Origin of the sequence: Phytoactinopolyspora halotolerans, from assembly GCF_010550675.1 — a bacterium.
In the GTDB taxonomy this organism is placed as follows: Bacteria; Actinomycetota; Actinomycetes; order Jiangellales; family Jiangellaceae; genus Phytoactinopolyspora; species Phytoactinopolyspora halotolerans.
Map to the genome: position 1 here is coordinate 496313 of NZ_JAAGOA010000001.1, position 23021 is coordinate 519333.

The following is a 23021-nucleotide window of genomic DNA, read 5'->3' on the forward strand; positions in this document are numbered from 1 at the left end:
GGATCTCACATGACCGTATCATGAGTCGCTCGGCGTGCCGACGTCACCGCTGCCCGGCTATGCCTTCGTGACTCGAGGTAGCAGTATCGAGAATCATTATCTATAATTTCCCGAAGGCCCGGGCAGAGTCTGAACAGGAGAGTCACTATGTCTGCCCACTGCCAGGTGACCGGCACCGTACCGGCGTTCGGTCACCGCATCTCGCACTCGCATCGGCGCACCAAGCGTCGGTTCAACCCGAACATCCAGCGCAAGCGGTACTGGGTGCCGTCGCTGGGGCGGTACGTCACCCTCACGGTGAGTGCTCGCGGTATCAAGACGATCGATCGGCGCGGTATCGACGCCGTCGTCCGGGAGATTCAAGCCCGAGGGGAGCGTATCTGATGGCCAAGTCGGCTGACCTGCGCCCGATCATCAAACTCCGTTCGACGGCGGGTACCGGATACACCTACGTGACCAGGAAGAACCGCCGTAACGACCCGGACCGGATGGTGCTGCGCAAATACGACCCGGTGGTGCGCCGGCACGTCGATTTCAAGGAGGAACGCTGAGATGGCGAAGAAGAGTAAGATCGCTCGCGACCGGCAGCGGCGAGAGGTCGTCGCGCGCTATGCCGAGCGCCGAGCTGAACTGAAGCGCATCATCGCCAGCAGCAGCGCCACCGACGACGAGCGCGTGGCCGCCCGCCGCGAACTGTCCCGGCAGCCGCGCAACGCCAGCGCGACGAGATTGCGCAATCGCGACGTGGTCGACGGCCGGCCGCGTGCCGTCTACCGGAAGTTCGGCCTTTCCCGCGTCCGGTTGCGCGAGATGGCACACCGAGGGGAGTTGCCGGGAGTGACGAAATCGAGCTGGTGAGCGCCCGGTGGCGCCGCCCTGTCGACGGGTGATGGCCGTACCCGCGTACCGCCGCGCCGGGTTCGGCGGGCGGTCAGCGGCCGCAGCCGCACGCTCCTCCGCAGCATCCGCCTCCGGAACCGGAGGCTGCGGGGCCTTGCGTACGGCCTGCGATCCCTACCGTTGTGAGGAGCTTGACGGTGTCTTCGTGCCCGGCGGGGCAGTGTGCGGGCTCATTCGCTGAATCCATCGGGCGCGAGACGTCGAACGTCGAACCGCAGGCCCGGCAGCGAAACTCGTATGTCGGCACGGATCCAGTGTAACCCTGGCTGATGCCGGTAGCCGGGGCGCGATCCACCCGGGCAAGAGACCGACCGCGCCCCGACATGACGACGATACATGATAGCGATTCTCAAAATCAACAATCCGCCGGAGTCGATCCGTCATTGGGCGACAGTTTCGGTCGATGTATGTGCCGCGTGGGCGGGATCGGCGCCGGGGCTGTGCGCTCATGCCGGCGCGCTGGGAGCGGCGCGAGGGTGAGAAACGTCCACTGGGCGAAACTCGAGGTGTAATCGTTTCGTTACCCGGGGACTATGAAAAAGATGACTCGTATCGATGAGAAGGCGTTCTGGGAACGGCGGCTTGCGGCGGACTGGACCGAGAGCGGCGTCGGCTATCACGCGCTCGGTCGACAGTTCAACGCCTGGGTGTACCGCGTGCGGCGGGAGGTGTTCCTGCGTGAAGCGAGTTCTCTTGCCCTGGGTGCCACGAGCAGAGTGTTGGATGTCGGCTCCGGAACCGGCGTGTACGTCCGGTGCTGGAAGCAGCTCGGAATCGGCGACGTCGTGGGCAGCGACCTCACCGACGCGGCGGTCGAACGGTTACGCGAGCGGCACCCGGACGTGAAGTTCGTCCGTGCGGATGTCAGCCGTGCGCAGGACGAGCTCCCGGCAGCGTCGTTCGACGCGGTGTCGTGCATGGATGTCCTGTTCCACATCACCGATGACGATCGTTACCTGGCCGCCGTACAGAATCTCGCCCGGGTACTCCGACCCGGTGGCTACGCCGTGCTGTCGGAGAACTTCCTGCATCGCGGGCCTGAATACACCGAGCACCAAGTCAATCGCACCATGCCGTGGATCGTCTCGGCCCTGGAGGACGCTGGCCTGCGGGTCGAACGGCGCGTGCCCATGCTCTACCTGATGAACGCGCAGGTCGATGCGCCGCCCATATGGCGCAAGCTATGGGGCGGAGCGCTGCGAGCCGCCACGCTGACGCCGCCGACCGGATGGCTGGCGGGCGCCGCGCTGTTCCCGATCGAGCGCCGGCTGGTGATCCGGGCCGACGAGAGCCCCACGACCGAGATGATGATCTGCCGGCGTACCTGACCAGCTACCGGCTACATGGCCAGATCGAGGTTGGCTCGCCCGTCCGTCGGCGAGGAGGCGAGCGCCTCCTCACGGCGCGGGATCCGGCCGGCATGGAACGCCTCTCGTCCGGCGATCACGGCGTGCCGCATGGCACGTGCCATCCGGACCGGATCGGCGGCCCGGGTGACCGCCGTGGCGAGCAGGACCGCATCGCACCCGAGCTCCATCGCCTGAGCCGCGTCCGACGCGGTCCCGATACCGGCATCCAGCACCACTGGCACCTCGGACTCCGCGACGATCGCGGCGATGTTGCGCGGATTGAGCACGCCAAGCCCGGTCCCGATCGGCGCACCGAGCGGCATGATCGCGGCGCACCCCACGTCCGCGAGCTTGCGCGCCAGGATCGGATCGTCGTTCGTGTACGGCAGGACGGTGAAGCCGTCGTCGACCAGCGTGCGGGCCGCGGAGACGAGCTCGATCGGGTCTGGCAGCAGGGAGACGTCGTCGGCGACGACCTCCAGCTTCACCCAGTCGGTCTCGCACGCTTCGCGGCCCAGTTTCGCCGTCAGCACGGCCTCGCTCGCCGTGAAACAGCCGGCGGTGTTCGGCAGCGCCCGAATACCGTTGCGTTCCAGCAGGTCCCAGACGGAACCTTCGGTGCCTGTGTGGACTCGGCGGAGGGCGACCGTGGTCAGCTCCGTTCCGGATGCGACGAGGGCGGCCTCGAGCCCGGCGAGGCTGGGGGCTCCTCCGGTCCCCATGATCAGGCGGGATGAGAACGTCCGGCCGGCGATGACGAGCGGATCGCCGGCGGCGTGCGCGCCGTTGACCGCGTCCGGAGTGGCGTTCATGAATGTCCTCCTCGTGCGCGCGTGTGTTTGCGCATCGTCAACCTCCTTGGGTGGCGGCCAGGATCTCGACCCGATCGCCGGTGTCCACCGGTGTCGTCGCCCAGCTGCTGCGGGGAACGACGTCGCTGTTGACGGCGACGGCGATGCCACGGCCGCCGGACGCGCCGTCGACATCGGCAAGGGCCCGCGCCACCACGTCTTCGACGCTCGGTCGTCGGTCGAAAGCGACCTCGTCGCCGTTGACGATGATGCTGACGGTCATCGGAGTTCTCCTTCCTGCCACGTCGTCCGGCACCTCGTTGCCTCGCGCGCAGGCGCCGTCATGACGCGGCCATGGAACGATGAGTATCGGCGAAGCGAGCCGGGTCGGCGGGCGAGACCGTGTCCGGGAACGCACCGTGCAGGCACCGATCGGCGACGGCTGCCGCGGTCAGCGGTGCCAGCAGGATCCCATTCCGGTAGTGGCCGGTGGCCAGCAACAGGCCGGGAACACCGGAGTCGCCGATCAGCGGGACGTTGTCCGGGCTTCCCGGCCGCGCTCGTGCGGTGGTGTCGATGACGGGCAGCTCATCCAGCCCTGGGATCAGCGCCCGTGCATCCCGCAGCAGCGCGAACAGTCCACCGGCGGTGATCATCCGATCGTCCGGTTGCTCCTCGCTGGTGGCACCGACGACGATCTCGCCGTTCTCGCGAGGCACCGCGTAGACCGGCCGAGACTGGACGATACCCCGGAGAACGTGGTGGAGCCGGAACGAGGGTTCATGGCGGGCATCCAGCCGCACCACCTGTCCCTTCACCGGCCGGGTCGGCACGTCGAGTCCGGGTGGCCCGAGTACGGCCGCGTCGCCGGGGCCGTCCCCGGTGGCGGCCAGGAGGCGGCCGGACGCGACCGCTTTGCTGCCCCAGCCGGCCGCCAGGATTACCGTCGTGGCCCGATGTGGCCGGCCGCGGTCGTCGAGCACACCGGTCACCCGTTCCGTGTGCTCGGTGAGCAGGGCGACCGCGCGGCGCGGGACGAGTTCGACGTCACGGCGGGAGAGCCCGGCCATCAGCGCCGCGTGGACGGCCCGCGGATCCGCCTCGTGGTCGTCGGCCGCCCACACGGCACCGGCCACTCGCGGTCCCAGCGACGGCTCCATCCGGCGGGCCTCCGTGGCATCGATCTCCACCGCGTTCAGGCCCCACTGACGCTGCAGGGCCAGCACCCGTCGGAGCTGCCGACGATCATCCGAGTCGAAGGCCGCCGTCAGCGTTCCGGTCCGCCGATACCCGGTCGGGTGCCCGGTCTCCGACTCCAACTCGGCTGCGAACCCGGGCCAGAGCCCGGCCGATTCGACGTTCAACCGCATCAGGTCGTGTTCGCCGAACGTGCTCTCCGCGACGGCGGCGAGCATCCCGGCCGCGGCGAAGGTGGCGCCACCTCCCGGCTCCGGGTCCAGGCAGCGTACCGTCAGGCCACGGCCCGCCAGCCGCCACGCGATCGAGGCCCCGATGATCCCGCAGCCGATGACCAGGGCGTCGGTGGGGTGTTCGGAGAACGCGTCCGGCGGCAGGGCCACGGATGTCTGGGCTCCCATATCCGGATAGCTCCCTTCGCTGGCATGATCCAGATCAGGTACGACGGTCGGCCGACTCGGCCCTCTCAGCCCCCACCCACCCCATGATCATGAACATTTACCGTTCTCATGGCACGGTAAATGTTCATGATCATGGGGGCGGGGCGGGCTCCCGTGCTCTTGGGTCCACAGTACGCCGCCACCCGGTAGAGTCGGCCAGCCGAGTCGCTCGCGCAGCCGACATGTCAGACTCGTCGGCGATGAACACGTCCACAGATCCGAACCGTGAGCGGCTGGCCGGCGCCCGTCTGTACCTGTGCACCGACGCCCGTCGCGACAGCGGTGACCTCGAGCAGTTCCTGCACGCCGCACTGAGCGGCGGCGTCGATATCGTCCAGTTACGGGACAAGACCCTGGACGTCAAGGACGAGCTGGAGCTGCAGCCGCTGGTGGCGCGCGTCGCCGCTGAGTACGGTGCGCTGGTCGCGGTGAACGACCGCGCAGACGTCGCCCGATTGACCGGTGCCACGGTATTCCACACCGGTCAGGGGGACCTTCCGGTGGGTGCGTCACGGCAGTTGTTGGGCCCGGACGTGATCCTCGGCCGGTCCACCGACTCGGTGCAGCTCGCCACCGAAGCCGATGCCGACCCGCACGTCGACTACTTCTGCGTCGGGCCGGTCTGGCCGACGCCGACGAAGGAGGGACGTGCCGCGGTGGGGCTGGAGACGGTCCGCGCGGTTGCGGAATCGGAGCCGCGCACGCCGTGGTTCGCCATCGGGGGCATCGATCAGAGCAACATCGAGCAGGTCGTCGACGCCGGTGCCCGACGGGTCGTCGTCGTCCGCGCGATCACTCAGGCCTCGGACCCCGAACAGGCGGCCGCCAGGTTGCGCTCCGTGTTGGTGGAGCCGGCCCGCTGACATCGCCGGCCGGCGAGGACACGCGTCCTCACCGGCCGGAGGCGACGTCGGCGAGCGAGACCTCAACCGCTGGTCAGCGCAGCCAACCGTCGAGGTGCTCGGCGATGAAGTCGTCATCGCGGAGCTCCGGATAGGCCGCCCAGATCCGATCGATCTCCGCGAGCTGGCCTGGGCCGAGATCCTCCTTCTCGTCCAGGCACCAGGTGCCCAGCAGGAGGCCTTGACGACGCAGCACCTCGTGGATGCCGGGGATGCAGCCGTGGAAGTTGTTGCGGGCGTCGAAGATGGCGGCGTTCGCATCCGTCAGCGCGGTGTCCGTCGCGACCGCCTGTCGCAGCGCGTCGTCATCGCCGGCCTTCGCCCGGCGGGTCAGCTCCAGCAGGTTGACCGCGCTGTGCACCCATACCGCCCATTGCCCGAGCAGGCCGCCGACGAACTCCGCCCCGGTCGGATAGGTGGCCAGCAGGTCGCCGACGATGTGGTCATCGTTTCCCGTGTAGAAGGTGACGTCATCACCCCGGTCGGAGTCGGCGATGCCGTGCACCACGTCCAACGTCGCGTAGCGGTCGAAGGGCGCGACCTTGACGCCGACGACGGACGGGATATCCGCGAGCCGCCGCCAGAACGGCCGGGGCAGCGCCCGTCCGCCTACCGCCGGCTGCAGGTAGAACCCGATGACCGGAAGAACCTCGCCGACCGCGCGGGTGCGGTCGAGCAGCTGGTCGTCACTCAGATCGGTCGCGCCGTACGGGGCGAGCAAGACCAGGTCGTAGCCGAGCGAGGCGGCGAGCTCGGCCTCGGCCACCGCCTGGTCGGTCGGGCCGCACGCGCCCGCGACCAGCACCGGAGCCCGATCCGCGTACTCGGTGCTGGTAGTGGCGGCGAGCTCGAGGACCGGGCGCAGCAGGCCACGCTGCGGCTCGTGGATGGCGAACTGCGTGGTGTGCACGCCCACGGCGATGCCGCCCGCGCCGGCTTCCAGGTAATAGCGGGTGAGGGCGCGCTGACGGCGTTCGTCGATGCGTCGTTCGGCGTCGAGCGCGAGTGGGTGAGCGGGGATGACGGTGCCGGTGCGGAAGGTTTTCATCGATTCCTGACGATCGGTCGCGAGTGGCGGGGCTGCGGTGTCGGCCATCAGAACTGGCCGTCCCGGACGTCGAATTTGGTCGGTTTGTCCAGGAGGGGAAGATCATTGCGGAGCCAGTCGGCCACCATCTCGACCAGTTCCGCAAGGGGTACGTCCGGGTAACCGAACAGTCCGTGGCAGCGGCCCGCGTTCGACAGCAGGGCCGTGGCCGCCTCCGTTCCGGTGTATTGCACATCGGTTCCGAACGCCCGGGCGAACTGCTCGGCCACGCTGCGCACGGAGATCGTCTCCGGGCCGGTCAGGTTGAGCAGGAACGGCGGAACGTCGGCGTGCAGTAAGGAACGCAGGATGACCTCGTTCGCGTAGCCTTGCCAGACGACATTCGCATAGCCGGTGGTCAGGTCTACCGGCCGGCCCGCGTGGACCTGGCGAGCGATGTCGACGAGAACCCCGTAACGAGGCTCTACCGCGTAATTCAGTCGGATCAGCGCCGTGGGTGTCTGCCGGGTGGTGGCGAAGTGCGTGAAGATCCGCTCTCGTCCCAGGCAGGACATGGCGTAGTCGCCGACCGGGCCGACCGGATGGTCCTCGGTGGGTCCGCCGCTGCCGGTCTGCGTGAGCGGGTAGACATTGCCCGTCGAGAGGGCGACGATCCGGGATCCGGCATACCGTTCGGCGACTCGGCCGGGAAGGTACGTATTGGTCGCCCACGTGGCCGGCTCATTCCCGGTGGCGCCGAACTTGGCGCCTACCAGAAACACCACGTTCTCTGCGTCCGGCAGGCCGGCCAGCGCGTCGTCGTCGGTGATGTCCGCGGGAACGACCCGAGCGCCGGCGGCGCGAAGCGCGTCCGCGGAGCCGGGTTGTGAGAAGCGCGAGACCGCGATCACATCCGCACCGGTGCCCGCTTCGGATATCGCTCGGGCGGCCAGCCGCACCAGACTCGGGCCCATCTTTCCGGCGGCGCCGAGCACGACGACGTCTCCGTCGAGCTTGCGCAGATCCTCGATCAATGCAGCTCGTGGCCGCGATAGACGCTCTTCCAGCTCTTCGACGCTCTGCACCATGTACCTTCCAGGGGCTCGTCGGTGTCCGGCCCGGCTGCCGGCACACCGTCGTGACGTTGCGGGGGTTGGCCATGACCCTGGGGTTGGCCATGCCCAAGTCTCATTTAGAGACAGCCTGAAAGTCAAGATACAGATGGCCGTTAATGTCGATGCCGTAACGGTCGGGTATCGGTCGCCTCGTGCCGCCGCGTCATGACGGTCGACTTTGCCTGCCCGAATGGGTCAAGTTATCGCACGATAAGCGGCGTGCGGGCGTCGGAGGCGGGCCGTACGGGCGTCGTTTACCACCGAGCGTTATTTTCGGCAGGGACCTATTGTGCTCAACCGATGACTGTAATAGTGTCTGGCGACATGCATCTGAGCGTCATCCGTCTCGGCGCGCCGGGATTGGACGGCTCGCACACATCTGGCCAGAGAGCGTCAGCGGCCACTCGTTCGGATCAGGAAGGAAGACCAATGCGAACTCGACAGGTCTTGATGACCTCGGCGGCGCTCAGCACGCTCATGCTGGCGTCCGCCTGCGGCGGTGACGACGGCGACGACACGAACACCGGAAGCGCCGAGCCCGGCGAGGTCTCCGGCTCGGTGACGATGTGGACCTATCCGGTGATCGCCGACGAGACCGAACACCGCACGTTCTGGGACGACACCGTCGAGGCGTTCGGTGAGGAATACCCGAACGTCGACGTGACCGTGGAGATCTTCCCGTGGGCCGATCGGGACCAGGCACTGTCCACGGCCATCGCCGGGAACAGCGCGCCGGACGTGGTCTACCTCATCCCCGACCAACTGCCGGGCTACGCGCGCAACCTGGAGCCGCTCGACGACTACCTCTCCGACGAGGCCAAGGCGGACTACGTACCGAACGCCCTCGAGGCGGCCACCATCGACGGCCAGCTGATGGGTGCGCCCATCCTCGCGAGCGCCGTGACGCTCAGCTGCAACAAGGCCGTCTTCGACGACGTGGGCCAGAGCGAATACCCGGAGACCTGGGACGACCTGCGCGAGATGGCACCGACGTTCAAGGACGCCGGGTACTACATGTTCGCCTACAGCGGCCACGTGGACCAGACGTTGAACCTGACCTTCTACCCGTTGCTCTGGCAGGCGGGCGGCGACGTCTTCAACGAGGACGGCACCGAGGTCACCTTCAACAGCGAGGCAGGCGTCGAGGCGCTGACCTTCCTGCAGGAGATGGTCGAAGGAGGCTACGTCCCCGAGGATCTGCTCACCGGCAACCCGCCGATCGAGCAGACCAAACTCGCTCAGGGCAAGGTGGCGTGCCAGTGGCACAGCGAGGGCAAGCACCTGACGGACTTCTGGGGCGAGGAGAACATCGTCGTCCTGCCGCCGCTGACGAACACCGAGCAGGTGGCGTACGGCACGGTAGGCTCGCTGTCGATGCTGGCGTCGGCCGAGGACAAGGACGCCGCGGGCGCCTGGATCTCCTTCGTCACCGATGCCGAGCGGGCCGCTGAGTACGATGAGGCGTCCGGGTTCCTCCCGGTCAAGGAGTCCACCGGCTCGCTGTACGAGGGGGACCCGCTGCTCGGTGAGGCCGAGAAGTACGTCGACCTGACCACCGTCGGTCCGCTGCACCAATCGGCGCGCGAGGTGATGGGCGTGCTCGCGCCCGAGATCCAGGCCGTGCTGATCGGCGAGAAGGAGCCGCAGCAGGCGCTCGACGACGCCGCCGCCGCGGCGCAGTCGGTGCTCCGATAACGCGACGAGTCGAAGGACACAGGGAGTCAGGTGTGATGGTGTCGGTCGACACGCTGCCCAGGACACGTCGAGGAGTGCGCGGAGCGCGCTGGCGGGAGGCGCGGATCGCGCTTCTGTTCGTCCTGCCGTGCCTGCTGCTCTTCCTCGCGTTCCGGTTCGGCCCCGCGGTCGCCGGTAGTGTGCTGGCGTTCACCGACTACACGATCGGAGCCGACACCAACTGGGTCGGCATGGAGAACCTGCGCCGGCTCAGCGAGGATCCCCTGTTCTGGCGAGCACTGCGTACCACACTCACGATCGCAGTGCTCGCCGTGCCACTGTCGATCCTCAGCTCGCTGGGCATGGCGCTACTGGTGCGTCGTGCCTTCCGCGGCTCCAAGCTGTTCCGGTCCATCTTCTTTCTGCCGGTCATCACCAGTCTCGTGCTCGCCGGCATCGTGTTCACCTGGATCTTCTCCGAGAGCGGCCCGTGGTCGTCGGTGATGGGGTGGTTCGGGCTTCCCGACCAGTCCTGGCTGTCGGACACGACGCTGGTGATTCCGGCCATCGTGGTCGTGGCGGTCTGGAGCCGGTTCGGATTCGGCATGCTCATCCTGCTGGCCCGGCTCCAGGACATTCCGCGCGAGCTCGAGGAGGCGGCACTCGCCGACGGAGCCGGGGCGTGGCACCGGTTCCGGTACATCATCCTGCCGGAGCTGTACCCGGCGCTGTTCTTCCTCGGCATCATCGAGACCACGTTCACGTTCCAGATCTTCGACACTGTGTACGTCATGACCGGGGGCGGGCCGGCGAACTCCAGCTACGTCCTCGTTTACCAGCTGTACGACCAGGCGTTCCGATACTTCGACTTCGGCTACGCCTCCGCGATCGGCCTTGCCCTGTTCGTCATGACGTTCATCGTGGCCATGATCCAGCGGATGACGTTGGGGAGAGAACGGTGACCCACCACACCGCCAGCACAACGACCCCGTCGACGCCCGGAAGCTCCGGGACCGGCGCACGAGGCGGCCGGCGACCCCGGCCGTACCGCGCCCTCGAGCCGCGGCGCTCGGCGAAGATCGCCCGCGGGGTGCTGCTGTTCGTCGCCGCCGCTGTGACGCTGTTCCCCTTCTACGCGATGGTCGTGCTGTCGTTCAAGCCGGTCGGACCGGTGGTGCTGCCCGACAGCCTCGCCCCCTGGGGTCTCTCGTTCGAGGCCTACGACCGCGTGATCGGCGCCAACAGCCTGCTCCGCTGGACGCTGAACACGTTCGTCTACTCGGCGGTCTCGGTGGTCGGGGTACTCTTCTTCTCTTCCCTCGCCGGCTACGCGTTCGCGAAGAAGCGGTTCCCCGGTAAGGAGGTGATGTTCTGGTCGTTCATCGCGATGCTGATGGTGCCGTACCACATCACCGTCGTGCCGGTGTTCATTCTGATCTCGAATGCCCAGGGCGTGAACACGTACTGGGGTCTGATCCTGCCGACGTTGGCGAACGCGCAGGCGGTCTTCCTGATGCGGCAGTTCATCAAATCGCTCCCGGACGAACTGTTCGAGGCCGCGACGGTGGACGGCTGTTCGGAATGGCGGATGTACACGTCCATCGTGCTTCCGTTGATCAAACCGATCCTGGCGACGCTCGGGGTGTTCGTCTTCCTTTGGCACTGGAATGACTTCCTGTGGCCGTTGATCATCGGGCAGAGCAACGATATGCGTACCCTCACCACCGGTCTGGCCTCAATGAACGCGGAGAACGTGCCGCTCAACGTGGTGCTTGCCGGGTCGGTCGTGGCGTTCGTGCCGATCTTCATGGCGTATCTGATCGGGCAACGGTACTTCAAGGAAGGCGTCACCATGTCCGGCATCAAGGGCTGACCGCCCGGCCGGACGACGCATCATGACACCGGCCATCGGCTGAGCCACCGGCCGGATCGCCGCGCCCGCCGACGGCGAGCGCGCGCCATCGCGACGACGGGGGATCACCGCACAACGAGGAGGATGTGTGATGCACGATCGCTCCAACAACAGCAGCACGGCTCACTCCCGCGGAAACGGAAGCCCGGTAACCCGCCGGACCCTGCTGGCCGGCGCGCTGACCACAGCGTCGGCGGCGGCGTTCGCGAGCCCGGCGGCCTCGGCGCCCGCATCGCCCACGGCTGCGCTGGCGGAGCCGGTCCGGCTCGGGCAACCGCTCAAGGACGTCAATCTCATCGGCGCCGCCGTCACGACGACGCCGGACGGACGCCCAGTGGTCTACGGCGTCATCATCGGCGACCCCGCGACCCTCGCCGCGACCGACGCGAACACCCACGAGGTGCTGTGGACCCAGCCGTTGGCGAACTCGGGCGGCTCGTACTCGGTGCAGGTGTATCCGAACGGTGACGTCTACGTCGCCGCCTACAGCCAGGGACGGCTGTATCGGAAGGCGTGGGGCAGCGACACGATCGAGGACCTCGGCCAGCCGCTGCCAGGTCAGACGTTCCTGTGGGACATCACCATCGGCCCGGACGGTCGCATCTACGGCGTCACCTACCCCGGCGCGATGTTGTACGCGTACGATCCGGCCACCGGTGACGTCCAGGACTACGGGCGGCTGGTGACCGACACCCAGCAGGCGCGGACCATCACCGCCCACGACGGAAAGCTCTACATCGGCACCATGACGCCGGCTCACTTCCTGGAGGTGGAGCCGGCGAGCGGCGATGTCCGCGAGATCCCGCTCCCGGACGGCGCTCGACCGGATGACCCGCAGTCGTCGATCTTCGACGTGGACGTCTCCGGCGGGCGCTTCTATGTGCGGGTCGGAACCGACATCAAACACGCTCCCGTCTTCGGCTACGACCTGGCGAGTGAGACGTGGTACGAGCCGATCACCCAGGTGGCCGGGCTGAGCCTGCCGGAGCCGGGACCGGACGGCGAGATCTACATGATGCGCGAGAACGTGCTTACCGCTTACCATCCGGACAGCGGCGAGCTGGCCGAGACCTCGCTGGTCTATCCGGGGCGGGTGTACAACTATCGCGGCGTGGGCTGGGTCGAGCTGGATGATCCGGCCTGGCCCGGCAAGACGCTGACCGGATATTTCTGGCGAGGTGAGGCCTGGCGGTTCAACCCCGCCACCGGCGAGTCGCGGATCGTCCAGACCGATGTGCCGGGTGAGCCGATCGAGGTGCTGTCGCTCGCTCCGGCGGCCGACGGCGGCGTCTGGGCGGGCGGGTATCTCGGCGGGTTCGCCCATGTCGACGTCGACGATGGCACCGCCGACTTCCATCGCTGGTCGCAGACCGAGTCCATTCTCGATGAGGGCAGCGAGGTATGGCTGGGCGCGTATCCGGACGCACGCGGGTACCGCTACGACCCAGACGCCGAGTTCAACGATCCCGACTACAACCCCGGACCACCCGGCACGGACGTGAACCCGGTGAAGCTCTGGGACTTCTCCTCCTACGACGGCGGTCCGCAGGACCGGGTGTTCGCGCTCGCCCGCAGCGGTTCGCTGACGTTTGCTGCAACCGGTCCCAAGCGCTCGGCCTTCGGCGGCACGCTGACGATCTACGACGATAAGAGCGGCGACGTGGTGATCCGCGAAGGGCTGGCACCGGAACGCGCGTTCACCTCGCTGACGGTGCGGCGCGGCGTGCTGTACGCGAGCAGCTGGGTCAACGGCGGCACCGGAACCTCCGAGCCGCCGCAGTCCGAAGGCACCGTCCTGGCGTACGACCCCAAGAAGGATCGCGTGTTGTGGCAGGTGTCGCCGCTTGACGGCGCCCCCAGCTACGTCGGCGTCGTGTTCGATCCGCAAGGACGGTTGTGGACGCTGGCCGGCACGACGTTGCTCCGCCTCAACCCGCACACCGGACAGGTCACCGCCCAGATCGAGCTGCCGGGGGACGTCGACACGTCCGGCATGACCTTCCCCTCGTTGGCCGGCGGTGTACAGCGCGTGCCGGGAGCGAGCGCGCTGTACGTCAACGTCGCACGTCGTCTGTTCCGGGTGCGGACCACCAATGGCCACGTCGCCGATCTCGGCGAGTTCCCCTACCGCCTGGTCACCGTCGTCGACGACGGGCGGTTGGTGATGTCATCCGGCGCGACCCTGTATCGGACGGAGGTCACCGACTGAGCCGTCTTAGCCGGTGGGGATGGAGATGAGTCCCGTCCTGGCCCGCGGCGAAGTAGTCGACCCTACCCCGGAGGCTGCTCCCACGCCGACGCCCGCGCCTACCCTGGCCGAGACGTTCTCCCTCCCCACCTCCGTGGTCACCGAAGCCGAACTCGTCAGTTGCTCACCTGTGAAGGAGACGTACGCATGACCGAACACGTACGCACGATCAGAACGACGGACCGACGCACCTTTCTCAAGATGAGCGGATTGGGCGCCGCCGCCCTGACCGTGGGCGGAACACCCTTGCACGCGATGGCGACCTCGTCGGCGGCCGGTGCCACGGCGTTTGCGGCCGGGACCACCTCCGCGGAGGACCTCGGCGAACCGGTCCACAAGACGCAGGCGCTCAGCTCGGCGCTGGGCACCGGCCCGGATGGCGAGCCGCTGGGGTACTTCTTCATCGAGGGCAACCCGACGACCCCCGGTGAGTTCGCAGTTGTCGATATCCGGTCGAAGGAGACCATCGTCGACGTTCGCATCCCGGCGGGCCGGTCGAGCCAGCGAACGATGGGCGTCTCCCCGACCAACGGCGACGTGTACTTCGGCACGGCCGACAGCGGTGAACTCTATCGGTACCAGCCAGGGAACACCGACGTGGAGCACCTGGGCCAGGCCGTCGATGGCCAGCGGATATGGGAGATCGGCGTCGGCGACGACGGGGTCGTGTGGGGCGGCACGTACCCGGGCGGGATCTTGTTCTCGTATGACCCGGCGACGGGCGAGGTCACCGAACACGGACAGGCCCTACCGGGTGAGCAGTACATCGGGGCCGTCCGGCAGGTGGGCGACGACATCTACGTCGGGACCCAGCCGAACGGGCGTCTCGCCCGGTACAGCCTGAGCACTGGCGCCTTCACCGAGGTGGAGCTCCCCGACGGCTCGGTCGACAGCAAGATCAACTCGATCGACGTCCGGGGCGATCGGCTGTTCGTGGTCACCGGTGGCAGGGCCTACGTCCGCGATCTGACGACGGACACCTGGACGGCCGAGATCCCGAGCGTCAGTGGGTATGGTGTCTCTCCGATCGACCCCGAGAACGGCGACGCCATCTATCTGAGATCGGGTGGCCAGATCAAGCGTTACATCCTCTCCACCGGTGCGCTGGAATCCATCGGATGGGGCCCGAACGCCTCTCCGGAGTCATGGGCCTGGGTGGATCTGGACGACCCCGACGTTCCGGGCCTGGCGCTGGCGCTGACGTACTGGAACAACGGACGGATCTACGCGCGCCACCCCGCGTCCGGGGCGGGCTATTACCATCAGCCGTCCTTGATGGGGGCGGGTGCCCAGTTGGTGTCTATCGGCGCCGGGCCGGAGGGCAACATCTACAGCGGTGCGTACCTCAGCCCGCCCGGGATGGGGCAGTGGGATCCGGACGTCGGCGAGCACGTGCTGTTGAGCGGCACCAGCCAGATCGAGGGTTTCGGCACCTTCCAGGGTGACCTGGTGTTCGGTCGCTACCCGCAGGGACGGCTGTACCGGTTCGACCTCGACCAGCCCTGGAGGATGGGTACCAACCCGGGGGCCGCGGTCGATCTCGATGCATACGAACAGAACCGGTGCCAGTCGTTCGTCGAACTTCAGGACCGGGTAGCCGTGGCATCGGTGCCGGTCACGGGTCGGCACAACGGTGCGATCACGCTCTGGGACCCGGACACCAACGACGTGGAGGTCTTCCGCGGAGTGGTGGAGAACCAGACCCCCGTGTCGCTGGCGCTGCACGACGACGGCCTGCTGTACGGCGGGACCTCGATCAACGGCGGGTACGGCATCGACCCGGTGACGCCGGAGGCGAAGCTGTTCGGCTGGGATCCGGCGACCGGGGAAACGGTATTCGAGACGGTGCCGGTGGCCGGTGCGCCGACCGTGGCCGGTCTCGTCGTCGCCGAGGACGGACACATCTGGGGCCTGGCCGGGGGAACGCTGTTCGAGTTCGACCCCGGTACACGGAACGTGGTGCGGACGGTCGTGCTGTTCGACGAGCCGGACGGCAGCCGGTACGGCAACGAGCACATGCTGCTGATCGATCACGGCCGGATGTTCGGTGTCACGCGCGAGCGGCTGTTCGTCTTCGACCGGGTCACCGAGGAGATGACCGTCCTCTACGACGGCACGACGAGCATCGAGGGCGACGGGGCCGTGGCCCGGCACCTGGCCATGGATCGGTACGGTGACCTGTACTTCATCGGCCTGAGTACGCATCTGATGCGGTACCAGCTGCCCGAGGACACAACTCCGCCGACGGTGCAGGCCCAGGTCCGCCCGAACGGCGACGTCTCGCGTGGCCGCCGGGTGATCAAGCTGTCCGCCTCGGATGACGATACGGGCGTGGCCGCGATCCATTACCGCGTCGACGGCGGTTCCTGGCAGACATATCGTCGCGCGATCGTGGTCGACGGTGCGGGCGAGCACGTTGTGGAGTACCGCGCCGTCGATCATGCGTGGATCCCGTCTGCGATCGAGTCGGTCTCGTTCACGATCGAAGACTGAGACTCGCATGATGGGGCCTGGCCGAGCGGGGAAGCGGTGGTCGTGGCGCTTCCCCGCTCGGCCGGGTCGGTCGGGACGTCCTCGTCGTCGCAAGCGGTGAGGGTCGGCATGAGGGATTCGGAGAGGACGAAGACGTGATGGATTCCGGGAGGCTTGCCGTCGACGGCGGCACCCCCGTGCGCACCGCTCCGCTGCCGAGCGTGTCGACGGCAGCCGGACGCAGGCTCGGGGACGAGGAGGTGGCTGCCGCCGAAAGGGTGCTGCGCAGCGGCGCCCTCAACAGCACGATCGGCGTGGAGACACGCCGGCTGGAGGAGGAGTTCGCTGACTACATGGGGGTGGCGCACGCCGCGGCGTCGAGTTCCGGCACCGCTGCGATCCACCTCGCCGTGGCGGCCGCGGATCCCGAACCGGGCGACGAGATCATCACCACCGGCCTGTCCGATGCGGGCACGGTGCTGCCGATCCTCATGCAGAACGCCGTTCCGGTGTTCGCCGACGTCGATCCCGACACCGGAAACCTGGACGTCGACTCGGTGCGGGACCGGATCACCGACCGGACCCGCGCGATCATCGCCGTCCATCTGTTCGGCCAGCCCGCTCCGGTGACCGAATTGCGCGCGCTCGCCGACGAGCATGGCATCGTGCTGATCGAGGACTGTGCACAGGCCTATCTCACCCGGTGTGCACCGGACGGTGCGCTCGCCGGGACGGTGGGACACCTCGGCTGCTTCAGCCTGCAGCAGACCAAGCACATCACCGCGGGTGACGGGGGACTCACCGTGACCGACGACCCCGCGCTCGGCCGGCGCGCGCGGCTGTTCGCGGACAAGGCGTGGCCCCGGGACACCGACGAGCGGACACACCTGTTCCTCGGTCTGAACTACCGCATGACCGAGTTGCAGGCCGCCGTCGCCCGGGAACAGCTGAAGAAGCTGCGGACCGTCGTCGACGACCGGCGGAAGCGCGCGGAGGCGTTGACCGCCGTGGTGAACGGGTTGCCGGGGCTCTCGGCCGGCGCGCACGAAGGTGCCACCTACTGGCTCTTCCCGTTGTTCATCGATCCCGCTCGCGCCGGGGCGGACGCCCATCGATACGCCGAGGTGCTGACGGCCGAGGGAATCCCCGCCACGTCCGGGTACATCCAGCGCCCGCTCTACCTGACGCCGATGCTCACCGAGCGCCGGACGTACGGCGAATCCGGCTTCCCGCTGGCCGTGCCGCCCGCGTCCGTCGTTCCTCGCTACGAGCCCGGCCTCTGCCCGGTCACCGAGCGGCTGATCGACGAGCGGCTGCTCGTGCTCGGGTGGAACGAGAACTACACCGACGACGACGTGGCGGACATCATCACCGCGGTTCGCAAGACGCACGCGGCCCTCGCCCCGGCATCCTGACCGGAGCGAGGCGCCCCGTCGACGGTGGTGCGGCGTCCCAGGCCTGCTACGCGACGGTCCAGGACGCCGTGCCGGCGGGGATGTCGACGGTGAGCTCCAGGAACTCGCGGCCGTGGCGGCGGACCGGAGTCACGGTGCCGTCGCCGTCCTGGAGCCGATACGGGTTCCGGTCCGCACGCTCCGGGAACGGAAGCAGGATTCCGGCGCCGGGCAGCCCTTCGTCGGCGATCGTCTTCACCCGCCAGCCGTCGTCGGCGCGCTGGACCGCCAGCCGCACTCCGCGACGTCGGCGTTCCCACGCGTTGATGCGCCCGCTGGTCCACCACTGCATGCCCCGGCGGCGGACCTCGTCGGCGAGGGCGAGGCAGGCCTTGCGGGTGGCGGGCCGGCGGTGCAGGTGCGGGCCGTGGAAGAGGAAGTGTGCGACACCGTGCTGCGCCAGCGCCGCGTCGATGATGACGTCCCGGATGCTCTCGTGGCCCGCCAGCGCCAGATCCTGCGTGTGCAACGGGAGGTTGAGCACGTCGTAGTAGCGGTAGCCCTGATCGGCTCCCGCGATCGGGAACGAGACATGTGTGGTGCCGAACGGGAAGCCGATCGTGCCCTGCTTGCTGGGGCCGCGGGACTGGTCGATCTCGATTCCGACGCGCTCGCACCAGTCGTAGAACTCGGTCCATCCCTCCCACCGGGTGTAATGGTTCTTGTTCGAGACGATCCGTTCGGTGCCGGTCACGGCCTGTGCCCACGCGTACTGGGCGCGGAACTGCGGCCATCCCCAGGTCGCGATGTCGGCGTCGTGCATGGCGTTGTAGTGCAACGCCTGCTCGTGGCCGGCGGCGGAGACCGCGGCGTACGTCTCCGGCCGGTAGCCGCCCGGGTACAGCTGGCACCACGTGACGGACACATCGGCCTCGTCGAAGACCTCGAGCGCGGTGCGCCCGTGCTCCTCGACGTTCTGGTCGGCGTCGTGCGACATGTGCCCCACCGCCGGCACCCCGGCCGGCCAGTAATGCAGCCACGGCGTCACGACGTCCACCTGGTCGGCCGTCCACCACAGGATCTGCAGGAACACCGAGCGCCACAGGTCCGCATGCGGCCGGTGGAACATCGGCAGGCCGCTGGCCGGCGGGATCGTATGTTCGTACGTCTGCATGGCCGGCTCGCCGGGCGGGAGGGCACGGTCGGCGGTGAAGTCGAGGGCGAGGCCGTCCTCGCACTTGAGGATTCCGTCGTCGATCGGCGCGGAGCCGTCGGCGGCGGGCTGTCCGTCGTGGTGCACAGGGTATCCCTGCTGGATGCGGACGATGCTCTGCCACACGTCGGCTGCACAGCAGACGACCACGCCGGCGCCGACGCGGCGGGCGGTGATGGCGGCCGTATCGCCGTCGTCCCACGTGGCCAGCACCCGTACGGTGGTGTCGGCGGGCTGGAGGCGGACGCCGCCGATCGCGTGCACCGGCACATCGGGCGCCTGGGTCCACGCGTCGTCGTCATGGGCCACACGTACATGCCCGTCGTCGACGCTCCCGGCGGTGCTGACCCCGGCGACCTCGGCGAGCGCGCCGGGTTCGCCTACGGTGAGCAGCGCTCCGCCCGCGCGCACCCAGGCGGCGAGCCGGTCGATCGCGGCGTCGTCGAGCGCGGGCGTGCGGGTGAGAACAAGGAGGCCGACGTAGTCGCCGGTGGCTGTCTCGTCCACCAGGTCGAGGCGACGGTAGGGCAACCGGACGTGGTCGAGCACCTCGGTGGCGTATCGCCACCACGCCACCGACCCGTCGGCGCTGGCGGACGCGGTGCCCGCGGCATCGAGTACAACTGCGATGGTCCGGTCTGTCGACATGGCGGATCTCCTTTGCCGGCCGTGTAGATCAGCTGCCGCTGTGAAAGGAGATAATACAGGCGAGCGTAAATGAAATTAAGGCCAGACCATATTAAGATCCGATGCCGCCGCAGGGTCAGCCGTTCCCGGTCCGCCCGGGCATCTTCTCCACCAGCAGTTGATAGGGACGCGGCGGGCGGCCCACCTTGCTGGAACGGGCCGGGGGCATCGGCCACGCCAGGCCCTCGTCCACCAGGGTGTGCAGCATGCGCCGAGCGGTCCGCAGGGTGACTCCGAGCATGTCCGCCACCCGCTCGGCGTCGACGATCCGCTCCGTGTCGTTCTCCTGTTCCAGCTTCTCGGCCAGCCGCGCCAGCACGTCGAGCGCCTTGGAGTCCTTCACCGGAGCGTGCGCGGCGGCGGACGGGCCCTGCTGGCGGGCCGCGGGGAGCTGAAGCACGGTCTCACCCGGGCCGACGAGGTATGCGGTGCCGCCGCCGGCCGCGGACGCCTTGTCCACGGCCGCCTGGGCGTTCAGTTCCGCCTCGCGGGTGGAGCGGCCCAGGCCGATGCCCAGCTCCAGCTGGATGCCGAGCTCGGCGGAGATCCGGCCCAGGAACGGAGCCACGTTCAGCTCGTCCGTCGCCATGTTGAGCGATCCCATGGTGGTGACGATCAGGTAGCTGTGCTCGTCGCGGACGAGGACGGCGGCGTCCATGGGCCGTGCGTCGCGGAGCAGTTCCCGATGCAGCGAGAGCTTCAGTTCCTGATACCAGTAGTTGCTCGGGCTGGCATGTGCGGGCAGCGCCCCACTAGGCACCCGCACGATCATGGTGACGATGCGGGACTCTTCCAGCTTTGCGCCGCTGCCGACCAGCGTGGCGGTCTGCAAGGCGTGCCGGATGGTGATGCCGGCCGGCGTCATCTTCAGCGACGGGATCGAGGCGTCGGCCAGGGCGGCGGCCACGGTGGGCACGGTGGTCACCGCACCCGTGGTCTCCCCCCGGTCGTAGAGATCCCGGTGGAACGCCAGGAACGTGCTGGCCGAGTCGGGGCCGGCGTACGGCTGCACGTGCACGTGCCGGGCATCGAGGCCGATCTCCTGGTAGGCGGCGCGAACGTCGTCGACGGGAACGGAATCCAGGCTGATCCGCAGCGGATCGAAGGTGCCTTCGAGGGTGCCGCGGAGCAGCGTGCCGTACAGGGCAGAGCCACCGACGGGCACATACGTGGCCGGCACCGGGAGGTCGCCGTGCCTGGTGGCGACGTCGTAGGGGAGGGGGCCGGCGAAGAGGCAGACGTCCACGCGGGACGCGATCTTCATCGCCTGCGCGTGCGCGTCCTGCTCATCGTCGTAGACGGCGGCGATCAACCGCCAGGACGGGTTGCCCGATTCCCGGGCTACCGCCATGATGCGATGGACGATCTCATCGGCGCCGACCACGCCTACCGTGACCTCTTCGCGCGTACCGTTGCCCGGTTGGTGCATGATCCGCTCCTGCCTGCGTCGTCATCCCGAGAAGGCAATTTTGACACGTACCTATTGTGCCGTTCAGGGCTGTCCGTTCGGCCGGAGGTGGCGGCCACGTGCGAGAACGGGCTTGATCCGACTAGCGTACTGACGCCGACCGTCGCCGGGGTAGGTCTGAGCGGATTAGGGCAGCCTGAACAACGTACGGAAAACCGAAGCTGGGACGATGCGGATATGCGGCTTGATCACGTCTCTTATGCGGCCGGACCGGATGGGCTGGATGCGACCGCCCAGCGGCTGGCAGACCGGCTCGGCGTCGAATTCGTCGACGGCGGCTTGCACCCTCGCTTCGGCACGCGGAACCGGGTACTCCCGCTCATCGGAGGTCACTACGTCGAGGTGGTGGCGGTTCTGGACCACCCGGCGGCCGATCGTGTTCCGTTCGGTCAGGCGGTGAAGGCACGCTCGGAGATGGGCGGCGGCTGGCTCGGCTGGGTCGTCGCCGTGGATGACCTGAGCGCGGTGGAGCGGCGGCTGGAGCGGCCGGCCGTGCAGGGGAACCGGAAGCGGCCGGACGGCGTCGAGCTGTTGTGGAAGCAGATCGGCGTGAAGGGCCTGATCAACGATCCGCAACTGCCGTTCTTCGTGCGCTGGGAGTCGGACCCGGGACACCATCCGTCGGTGGGCGGGCATGATGTGCAGCTGGTGGGGCTGGAGATCGCCGGCGACCCGCACCGGGTGGCCCAGTGGCTGGGCGAACCGGAATCGCACCCGCTGGAGGACGTCAACGTGGTGTGGAGCAACGTCAACGGCCAGCCCGGCCTGCAGGCGGTCAACTTCCTCACCCCCTCCGGCCTCGTCACCCTCTAGCCCTCCCGCCCTAAATGATCATGTGAAGTGGGTTTTCTCGTGCTCTACCAGGTCTGCAGCCCTGGTAGAGCACGAGAAGACCTGGTACGGCGCCACGGTGACCGGCGGCACGTTATCCACAGCCATGTCTCCCGCGACCCCTACTTATCCACAAATGCGGGTGCGGGCTTTCGTTCCGTTGCTCCGGCGACGAAGATCGCCCACGTGGACGCACTCCTGCAGGCAAGAGCCGCTCAACAGCACCATGTCGTGTACCGTCCGCAACTGCTCGACGCCGGATACACGGACGACGAGATCGGGCGACGCCGACGAGCCGGCGAATGGGTAACCGTTCGACGCGGAGCGTACATGGAAGCTGACCTTTGGGAGTCCCTCGATGAGGTGGCAAGGCATCGTGCGAGGGCGGCGGCGGTCGTGCATCAGTTGAAGGTGCCGGCCGTGCCGAGCCACGTCACGGCCGCCGCCCTGCTGGACCTGCCACTCTGGGGAGTGGACCTGTCGATGGTCCATGTGACCCGTGCCGATCTGCACGCGTCCCGCGTCGAAGCAGGCGTCGTGCACCACGCCGCAGGTTTGAACGACGACGAACTCTGCGACGTCGACGGGGTGACGGTCACCGGACCGGAACGCACCGCCGTCGACGTCGCGCGGCATGTACCGTTCGAGGCCGCCGTCGTCGTCGCCGATGGTGCGCTCCGTCGTACCGGGAACGACCGTGAGCGCCTACTCGCGGTGATGGATCGCATGCGGACGTGGCAAGGAGCCCGCGCCGCCGGAAGGGTGGTGGCATTCGCCGACGGCGGGTCGGAATCCGTCGGTGAGTCGCGGGCCCGGGTACAGTTCGAACGGATCGGCCTGCCGACTCCGCGGTTGCAGGCGGAGATCCTCGGGGCGGACGGCGAGCTCTATCGCGCGGATTTCCTCTTCGAGGAGGAGAACACACTGGGTGAGTTCGACGGGCGAGCGAAGTACCAGCGTTACCTTGAGCCGGATGAGGAGCCCGCCGACGTGGTGTGGCGGGAGAAACGGCGCGAAGATGCCCTACGTGGCATGGGCTATGGCGTCGTCCGGCTCACGTGGGCCGACCTCCGTCGTGATGCGATCGTCAGGGAGCGATTCATGGCGGCGTTCGGGCGGGGCGAGGCCGGGCGACGGCGCGCGGCGACGCGGCCGGAGGGGTAGCGCGTGCTCGCCCGATAGGGTAACCGCCCGCGCTAAGAGGTTTTCTCGTGCACCACCAGGACTGCAGACATGGTGGTGCACGAGGAAACCCACTTCACATGATCATTTGGGGCTCTCCGTCCCGATCCGTGGGTTAGCGGCCGGGGAGGGCGGGGCGGTATCCGCCGAGGGCGAGCATGGCCAGGGCGATGAGGGCGTGGGGGTCTTTGAAGCCGTAGGCGGTGCGGGTGATGACGC

The 23021-nt window shown here is 68.2% G+C and carries 21 protein-coding genes; 13 read left to right on the forward strand and 8 right to left on the reverse strand.

Annotated elements, in window-relative coordinates; all coding sequences use genetic code 11:
- The first annotated feature begins 147 nt into the window (after positions 1-147).
- Genes rpmB through rpsN form a run of 3 tightly spaced genes read left to right on the forward strand, consistent with a single transcriptional unit; the run spans position 148 to position 858 of the window.
- On the forward strand, positions 148-384 hold the full coding sequence (gene rpmB / locus G1H10_RS02215; RefSeq protein WP_163731926.1) for a 50S ribosomal protein L28: 237 nt from the start codon (positions 148-150) through the stop codon (positions 382-384).
- The gene (gene rpmG / locus G1H10_RS02220; protein ID WP_163731929.1) at positions 384-551 is read left to right on the forward strand and encodes a 50S ribosomal protein L33; all 168 of its coding nucleotides are present in this window, start codon (positions 384-386) and stop codon (positions 549-551) included. The genes rpmB and rpmG overlap by 1 nt, the downstream gene beginning before the upstream one ends.
- Position 552: 1 nt before the next feature.
- Positions 553-858, forward strand: coding sequence for a 30S ribosomal protein S14 (rpsN, locus tag G1H10_RS02225; protein ID WP_163731932.1), 306 nt, complete (start codon positions 553-555; stop codon positions 856-858).
- Between the two features lie 73 nt (positions 859-931).
- Here rpsN and G1H10_RS34925 read toward each other — a convergent pair whose 3' ends face one another.
- Positions 932-1147, reverse strand: coding sequence for an FmdB family zinc ribbon protein (locus G1H10_RS34925; protein WP_163731935.1), 216 nt, complete (start codon positions 1145-1147; stop codon positions 932-934).
- A 295-nt stretch (positions 1148-1442) separates the two neighbouring features.
- Here G1H10_RS34925 and G1H10_RS02235 point away from each other — a divergent pair, with 295 nt between their 5' ends.
- Positions 1443-2228 (forward strand): class I SAM-dependent methyltransferase, encoded by a 786-nt coding sequence (locus G1H10_RS02235; protein WP_163731938.1) that lies wholly within the window; start codon positions 1443-1445, stop codon positions 2226-2228.
- Positions 2229-2239: 11 nt separating this feature from the next.
- Here G1H10_RS02235 and G1H10_RS02240 read toward each other — a convergent pair whose 3' ends face one another.
- From G1H10_RS02240 to thiO, 3 genes are read right to left on the reverse strand one after another with little or no spacing between them, the layout of a single operon-like run.
- Entirely contained in the window at positions 2240-3061 is an 822-nt protein-coding gene (locus G1H10_RS02240; RefSeq protein WP_163731941.1) for a thiazole synthase, read from the reverse strand.
- Between the two features lie 37 nt (positions 3062-3098).
- On the reverse strand, positions 3099-3323 hold the full coding sequence (thiS, locus tag G1H10_RS02245; RefSeq protein WP_163731944.1) for a sulfur carrier protein ThiS: 225 nt from the start codon (positions 3321-3323) through the stop codon (positions 3099-3101).
- Positions 3324-3381: 58 nt separating this feature from the next.
- The gene (thiO, locus tag G1H10_RS02250; protein ID WP_163731947.1) at positions 3382-4638 is read right to left on the reverse strand and encodes a glycine oxidase ThiO; all 1257 of its coding nucleotides are present in this window, start codon (positions 4636-4638) and stop codon (positions 3382-3384) included.
- Between the two features lie 239 nt (positions 4639-4877).
- Between thiO and thiE the strand changes: the two genes are divergently transcribed.
- Positions 4878-5540 (forward strand): thiamine phosphate synthase, encoded by a 663-nt coding sequence (gene thiE / locus G1H10_RS02255; protein ID WP_216852812.1) that lies wholly within the window; start codon positions 4878-4880, stop codon positions 5538-5540.
- Between the two features lie 73 nt (positions 5541-5613).
- On the opposite strand, the gene G1H10_RS02260 is transcribed toward thiE, so the two are convergent.
- Both G1H10_RS02260 and G1H10_RS02265 read right to left on the reverse strand, forming a co-directional pair.
- Entirely contained in the window at positions 5614-6675 is a 1062-nt protein-coding gene (locus G1H10_RS02260) for a dihydrodipicolinate synthase family protein (protein ID WP_163731953.1), read from the reverse strand.
- Positions 6675-7694: an NAD-dependent epimerase/dehydratase family protein gene (locus G1H10_RS02265; protein ID WP_163731955.1), complete on the reverse strand. Its 1020-nt coding sequence runs from the start codon at positions 7692-7694 to the stop codon at positions 6675-6677. Before G1H10_RS02265 ends, G1H10_RS02260 begins: the two co-directional genes overlap by 1 nt.
- Positions 7695-8150: 456 nt before the next feature.
- Here G1H10_RS02265 and G1H10_RS02270 point away from each other — a divergent pair, with 456 nt between their 5' ends.
- The 6 genes from G1H10_RS02270 to G1H10_RS02295 all read left to right on the forward strand — a co-directional run bounded on the left by G1H10_RS02270 (position 8151) and on the right by G1H10_RS02295 (position 17442).
- The gene (locus G1H10_RS02270) at positions 8151-9416 is read left to right on the forward strand and encodes an ABC transporter substrate-binding protein (protein ID WP_163731958.1); all 1266 of its coding nucleotides are present in this window, start codon (positions 8151-8153) and stop codon (positions 9414-9416) included.
- Positions 9417-9451: 35 nt separating this feature from the next.
- The gene (locus tag G1H10_RS02275) at positions 9452-10357 is read left to right on the forward strand and encodes a carbohydrate ABC transporter permease (RefSeq protein WP_163732158.1); all 906 of its coding nucleotides are present in this window, start codon (positions 9452-9454) and stop codon (positions 10355-10357) included.
- Positions 10354-11268 carry a carbohydrate ABC transporter permease gene (locus G1H10_RS32695; protein WP_216852814.1) on the forward strand — a complete coding sequence of 305 codons (915 nt, stop codon included), beginning with the start codon at positions 10354-10356 and terminating at the stop codon, positions 11266-11268. Before G1H10_RS02275 ends, G1H10_RS32695 begins: the two co-directional genes overlap by 4 nt.
- A gap of 130 nt (positions 11269-11398) precedes the next feature.
- Entirely contained in the window at positions 11399-13516 is a 2118-nt protein-coding gene (locus G1H10_RS02285; RefSeq protein ID WP_163731961.1) for a PQQ-binding-like beta-propeller repeat protein, read from the forward strand.
- Positions 13517-13702: 186 nt separating this feature from the next.
- A complete protein-coding gene (locus G1H10_RS02290) occupies positions 13703-16048 on the forward strand; it encodes an OmpL47-type beta-barrel domain-containing protein (protein WP_163731964.1) in 2346 nt (781 codons plus the stop codon).
- A 137-nt stretch (positions 16049-16185) separates the two neighbouring features.
- Positions 16186-17442, forward strand: a complete 1257-nt coding sequence (locus G1H10_RS02295) for a DegT/DnrJ/EryC1/StrS family aminotransferase (protein ID WP_163732164.1) — start codon at positions 16186-16188, stop codon at positions 17440-17442.
- Between the two features lie 46 nt (positions 17443-17488).
- Here the strand turns inward: G1H10_RS02295 and G1H10_RS02300 are convergent, their stop codons facing one another.
- Both G1H10_RS02300 and G1H10_RS02305 read right to left on the reverse strand, forming a co-directional pair.
- The gene (locus G1H10_RS02300) at positions 17489-19282 is read right to left on the reverse strand and encodes a type 1 glutamine amidotransferase family protein (protein WP_163731967.1); all 1794 of its coding nucleotides are present in this window, start codon (positions 19280-19282) and stop codon (positions 17489-17491) included.
- Between the two features lie 115 nt (positions 19283-19397).
- A complete protein-coding gene (locus G1H10_RS02305) occupies positions 19398-20750 on the reverse strand; it encodes a transcriptional regulator (RefSeq protein WP_163731970.1) in 1353 nt (450 codons plus the stop codon).
- Positions 20751-20966: 216 nt separating this feature from the next.
- Between G1H10_RS02305 and G1H10_RS02310 the strand changes: the two genes are divergently transcribed.
- On the forward strand, positions 20967-21602 hold the full coding sequence (locus G1H10_RS02310; protein ID WP_163731972.1) for a VOC family protein: 636 nt from the start codon (positions 20967-20969) through the stop codon (positions 21600-21602).
- Positions 21603-22040: 438 nt separating this feature from the next.
- Entirely contained in the window at positions 22041-22784 is a 744-nt protein-coding gene (locus G1H10_RS02315; protein WP_163731974.1) for a hypothetical protein, read from the forward strand.
- Positions 22785-23021: the final 237 nt, after the last annotated feature.

Bases quoted from the DNA above. Each gene is read 5' to 3' on its own strand.
- rpmB (WP_163731926.1), top strand. From the start codon at position 148: ATGTCTGCCCACTGCCAGGTGACCGGCACCGTACCGGCGTTCGGTCAC.
- rpmG (WP_163731929.1), top strand. From the start codon at position 384: ATGGCCAAGTCGGCTGACCTGCGCCCGATCATCAAACTCCGTTCGACG.
- rpsN (WP_163731932.1), top strand. From the start codon at position 553: ATGGCGAAGAAGAGTAAGATCGCTCGCGACCGGCAGCGGCGAGAGGTC.
- G1H10_RS02235 (WP_163731938.1), top strand. From the start codon at position 1,443: ATGACTCGTATCGATGAGAAGGCGTTCTGGGAACGGCGGCTTGCGGCG.
- G1H10_RS02240 (WP_163731941.1), bottom strand. From the start codon at position 3,061: ATGAACGCCACTCCGGACGCGGTCAACGGCGCGCACGCCGCCGGCGAT.
- thiS (WP_163731944.1), bottom strand. From the start codon at position 3,323: ATGACCGTCAGCATCATCGTCAACGGCGACGAGGTCGCTTTCGACCGA.
- thiO (WP_163731947.1), bottom strand. From the start codon at position 4,638: ATGGGAGCCCAGACATCCGTGGCCCTGCCGCCGGACGCGTTCTCCGAA.
- thiE (WP_216852812.1), top strand. From the start codon at position 4,878: ATGAACACGTCCACAGATCCGAACCGTGAGCGGCTGGCCGGCGCCCGT.
- G1H10_RS02260 (WP_163731953.1), bottom strand. From the start codon at position 6,675: ATGGCCGACACCGCAGCCCCGCCACTCGCGACCGATCGTCAGGAATCG.
- G1H10_RS02265 (WP_163731955.1), bottom strand. From the start codon at position 7,694: ATGGTGCAGAGCGTCGAAGAGCTGGAAGAGCGTCTATCGCGGCCACGA.
- G1H10_RS02270 (WP_163731958.1), top strand. From the start codon at position 8,151: ATGCGAACTCGACAGGTCTTGATGACCTCGGCGGCGCTCAGCACGCTC.
- G1H10_RS02275 (WP_163732158.1), top strand. From the start codon at position 9,452: ATGGTGTCGGTCGACACGCTGCCCAGGACACGTCGAGGAGTGCGCGGA.
- G1H10_RS02285 (WP_163731961.1), top strand. From the start codon at position 11,399: ATGCACGATCGCTCCAACAACAGCAGCACGGCTCACTCCCGCGGAAAC.
- G1H10_RS02290 (WP_163731964.1), top strand. From the start codon at position 13,703: ATGACCGAACACGTACGCACGATCAGAACGACGGACCGACGCACCTTT.
- G1H10_RS02295 (WP_163732164.1), top strand. From the start codon at position 16,186: ATGGATTCCGGGAGGCTTGCCGTCGACGGCGGCACCCCCGTGCGCACC.
- G1H10_RS02300 (WP_163731967.1), bottom strand. From the start codon at position 19,282: ATGTCGACAGACCGGACCATCGCAGTTGTACTCGATGCCGCGGGCACC.
- G1H10_RS02305 (WP_163731970.1), bottom strand. From the start codon at position 20,750: ATGCACCAACCGGGCAACGGTACGCGCGAAGAGGTCACGGTAGGCGTG.
- G1H10_RS02310 (WP_163731972.1), top strand. From the start codon at position 20,967: ATGCGGCTTGATCACGTCTCTTATGCGGCCGGACCGGATGGGCTGGAT.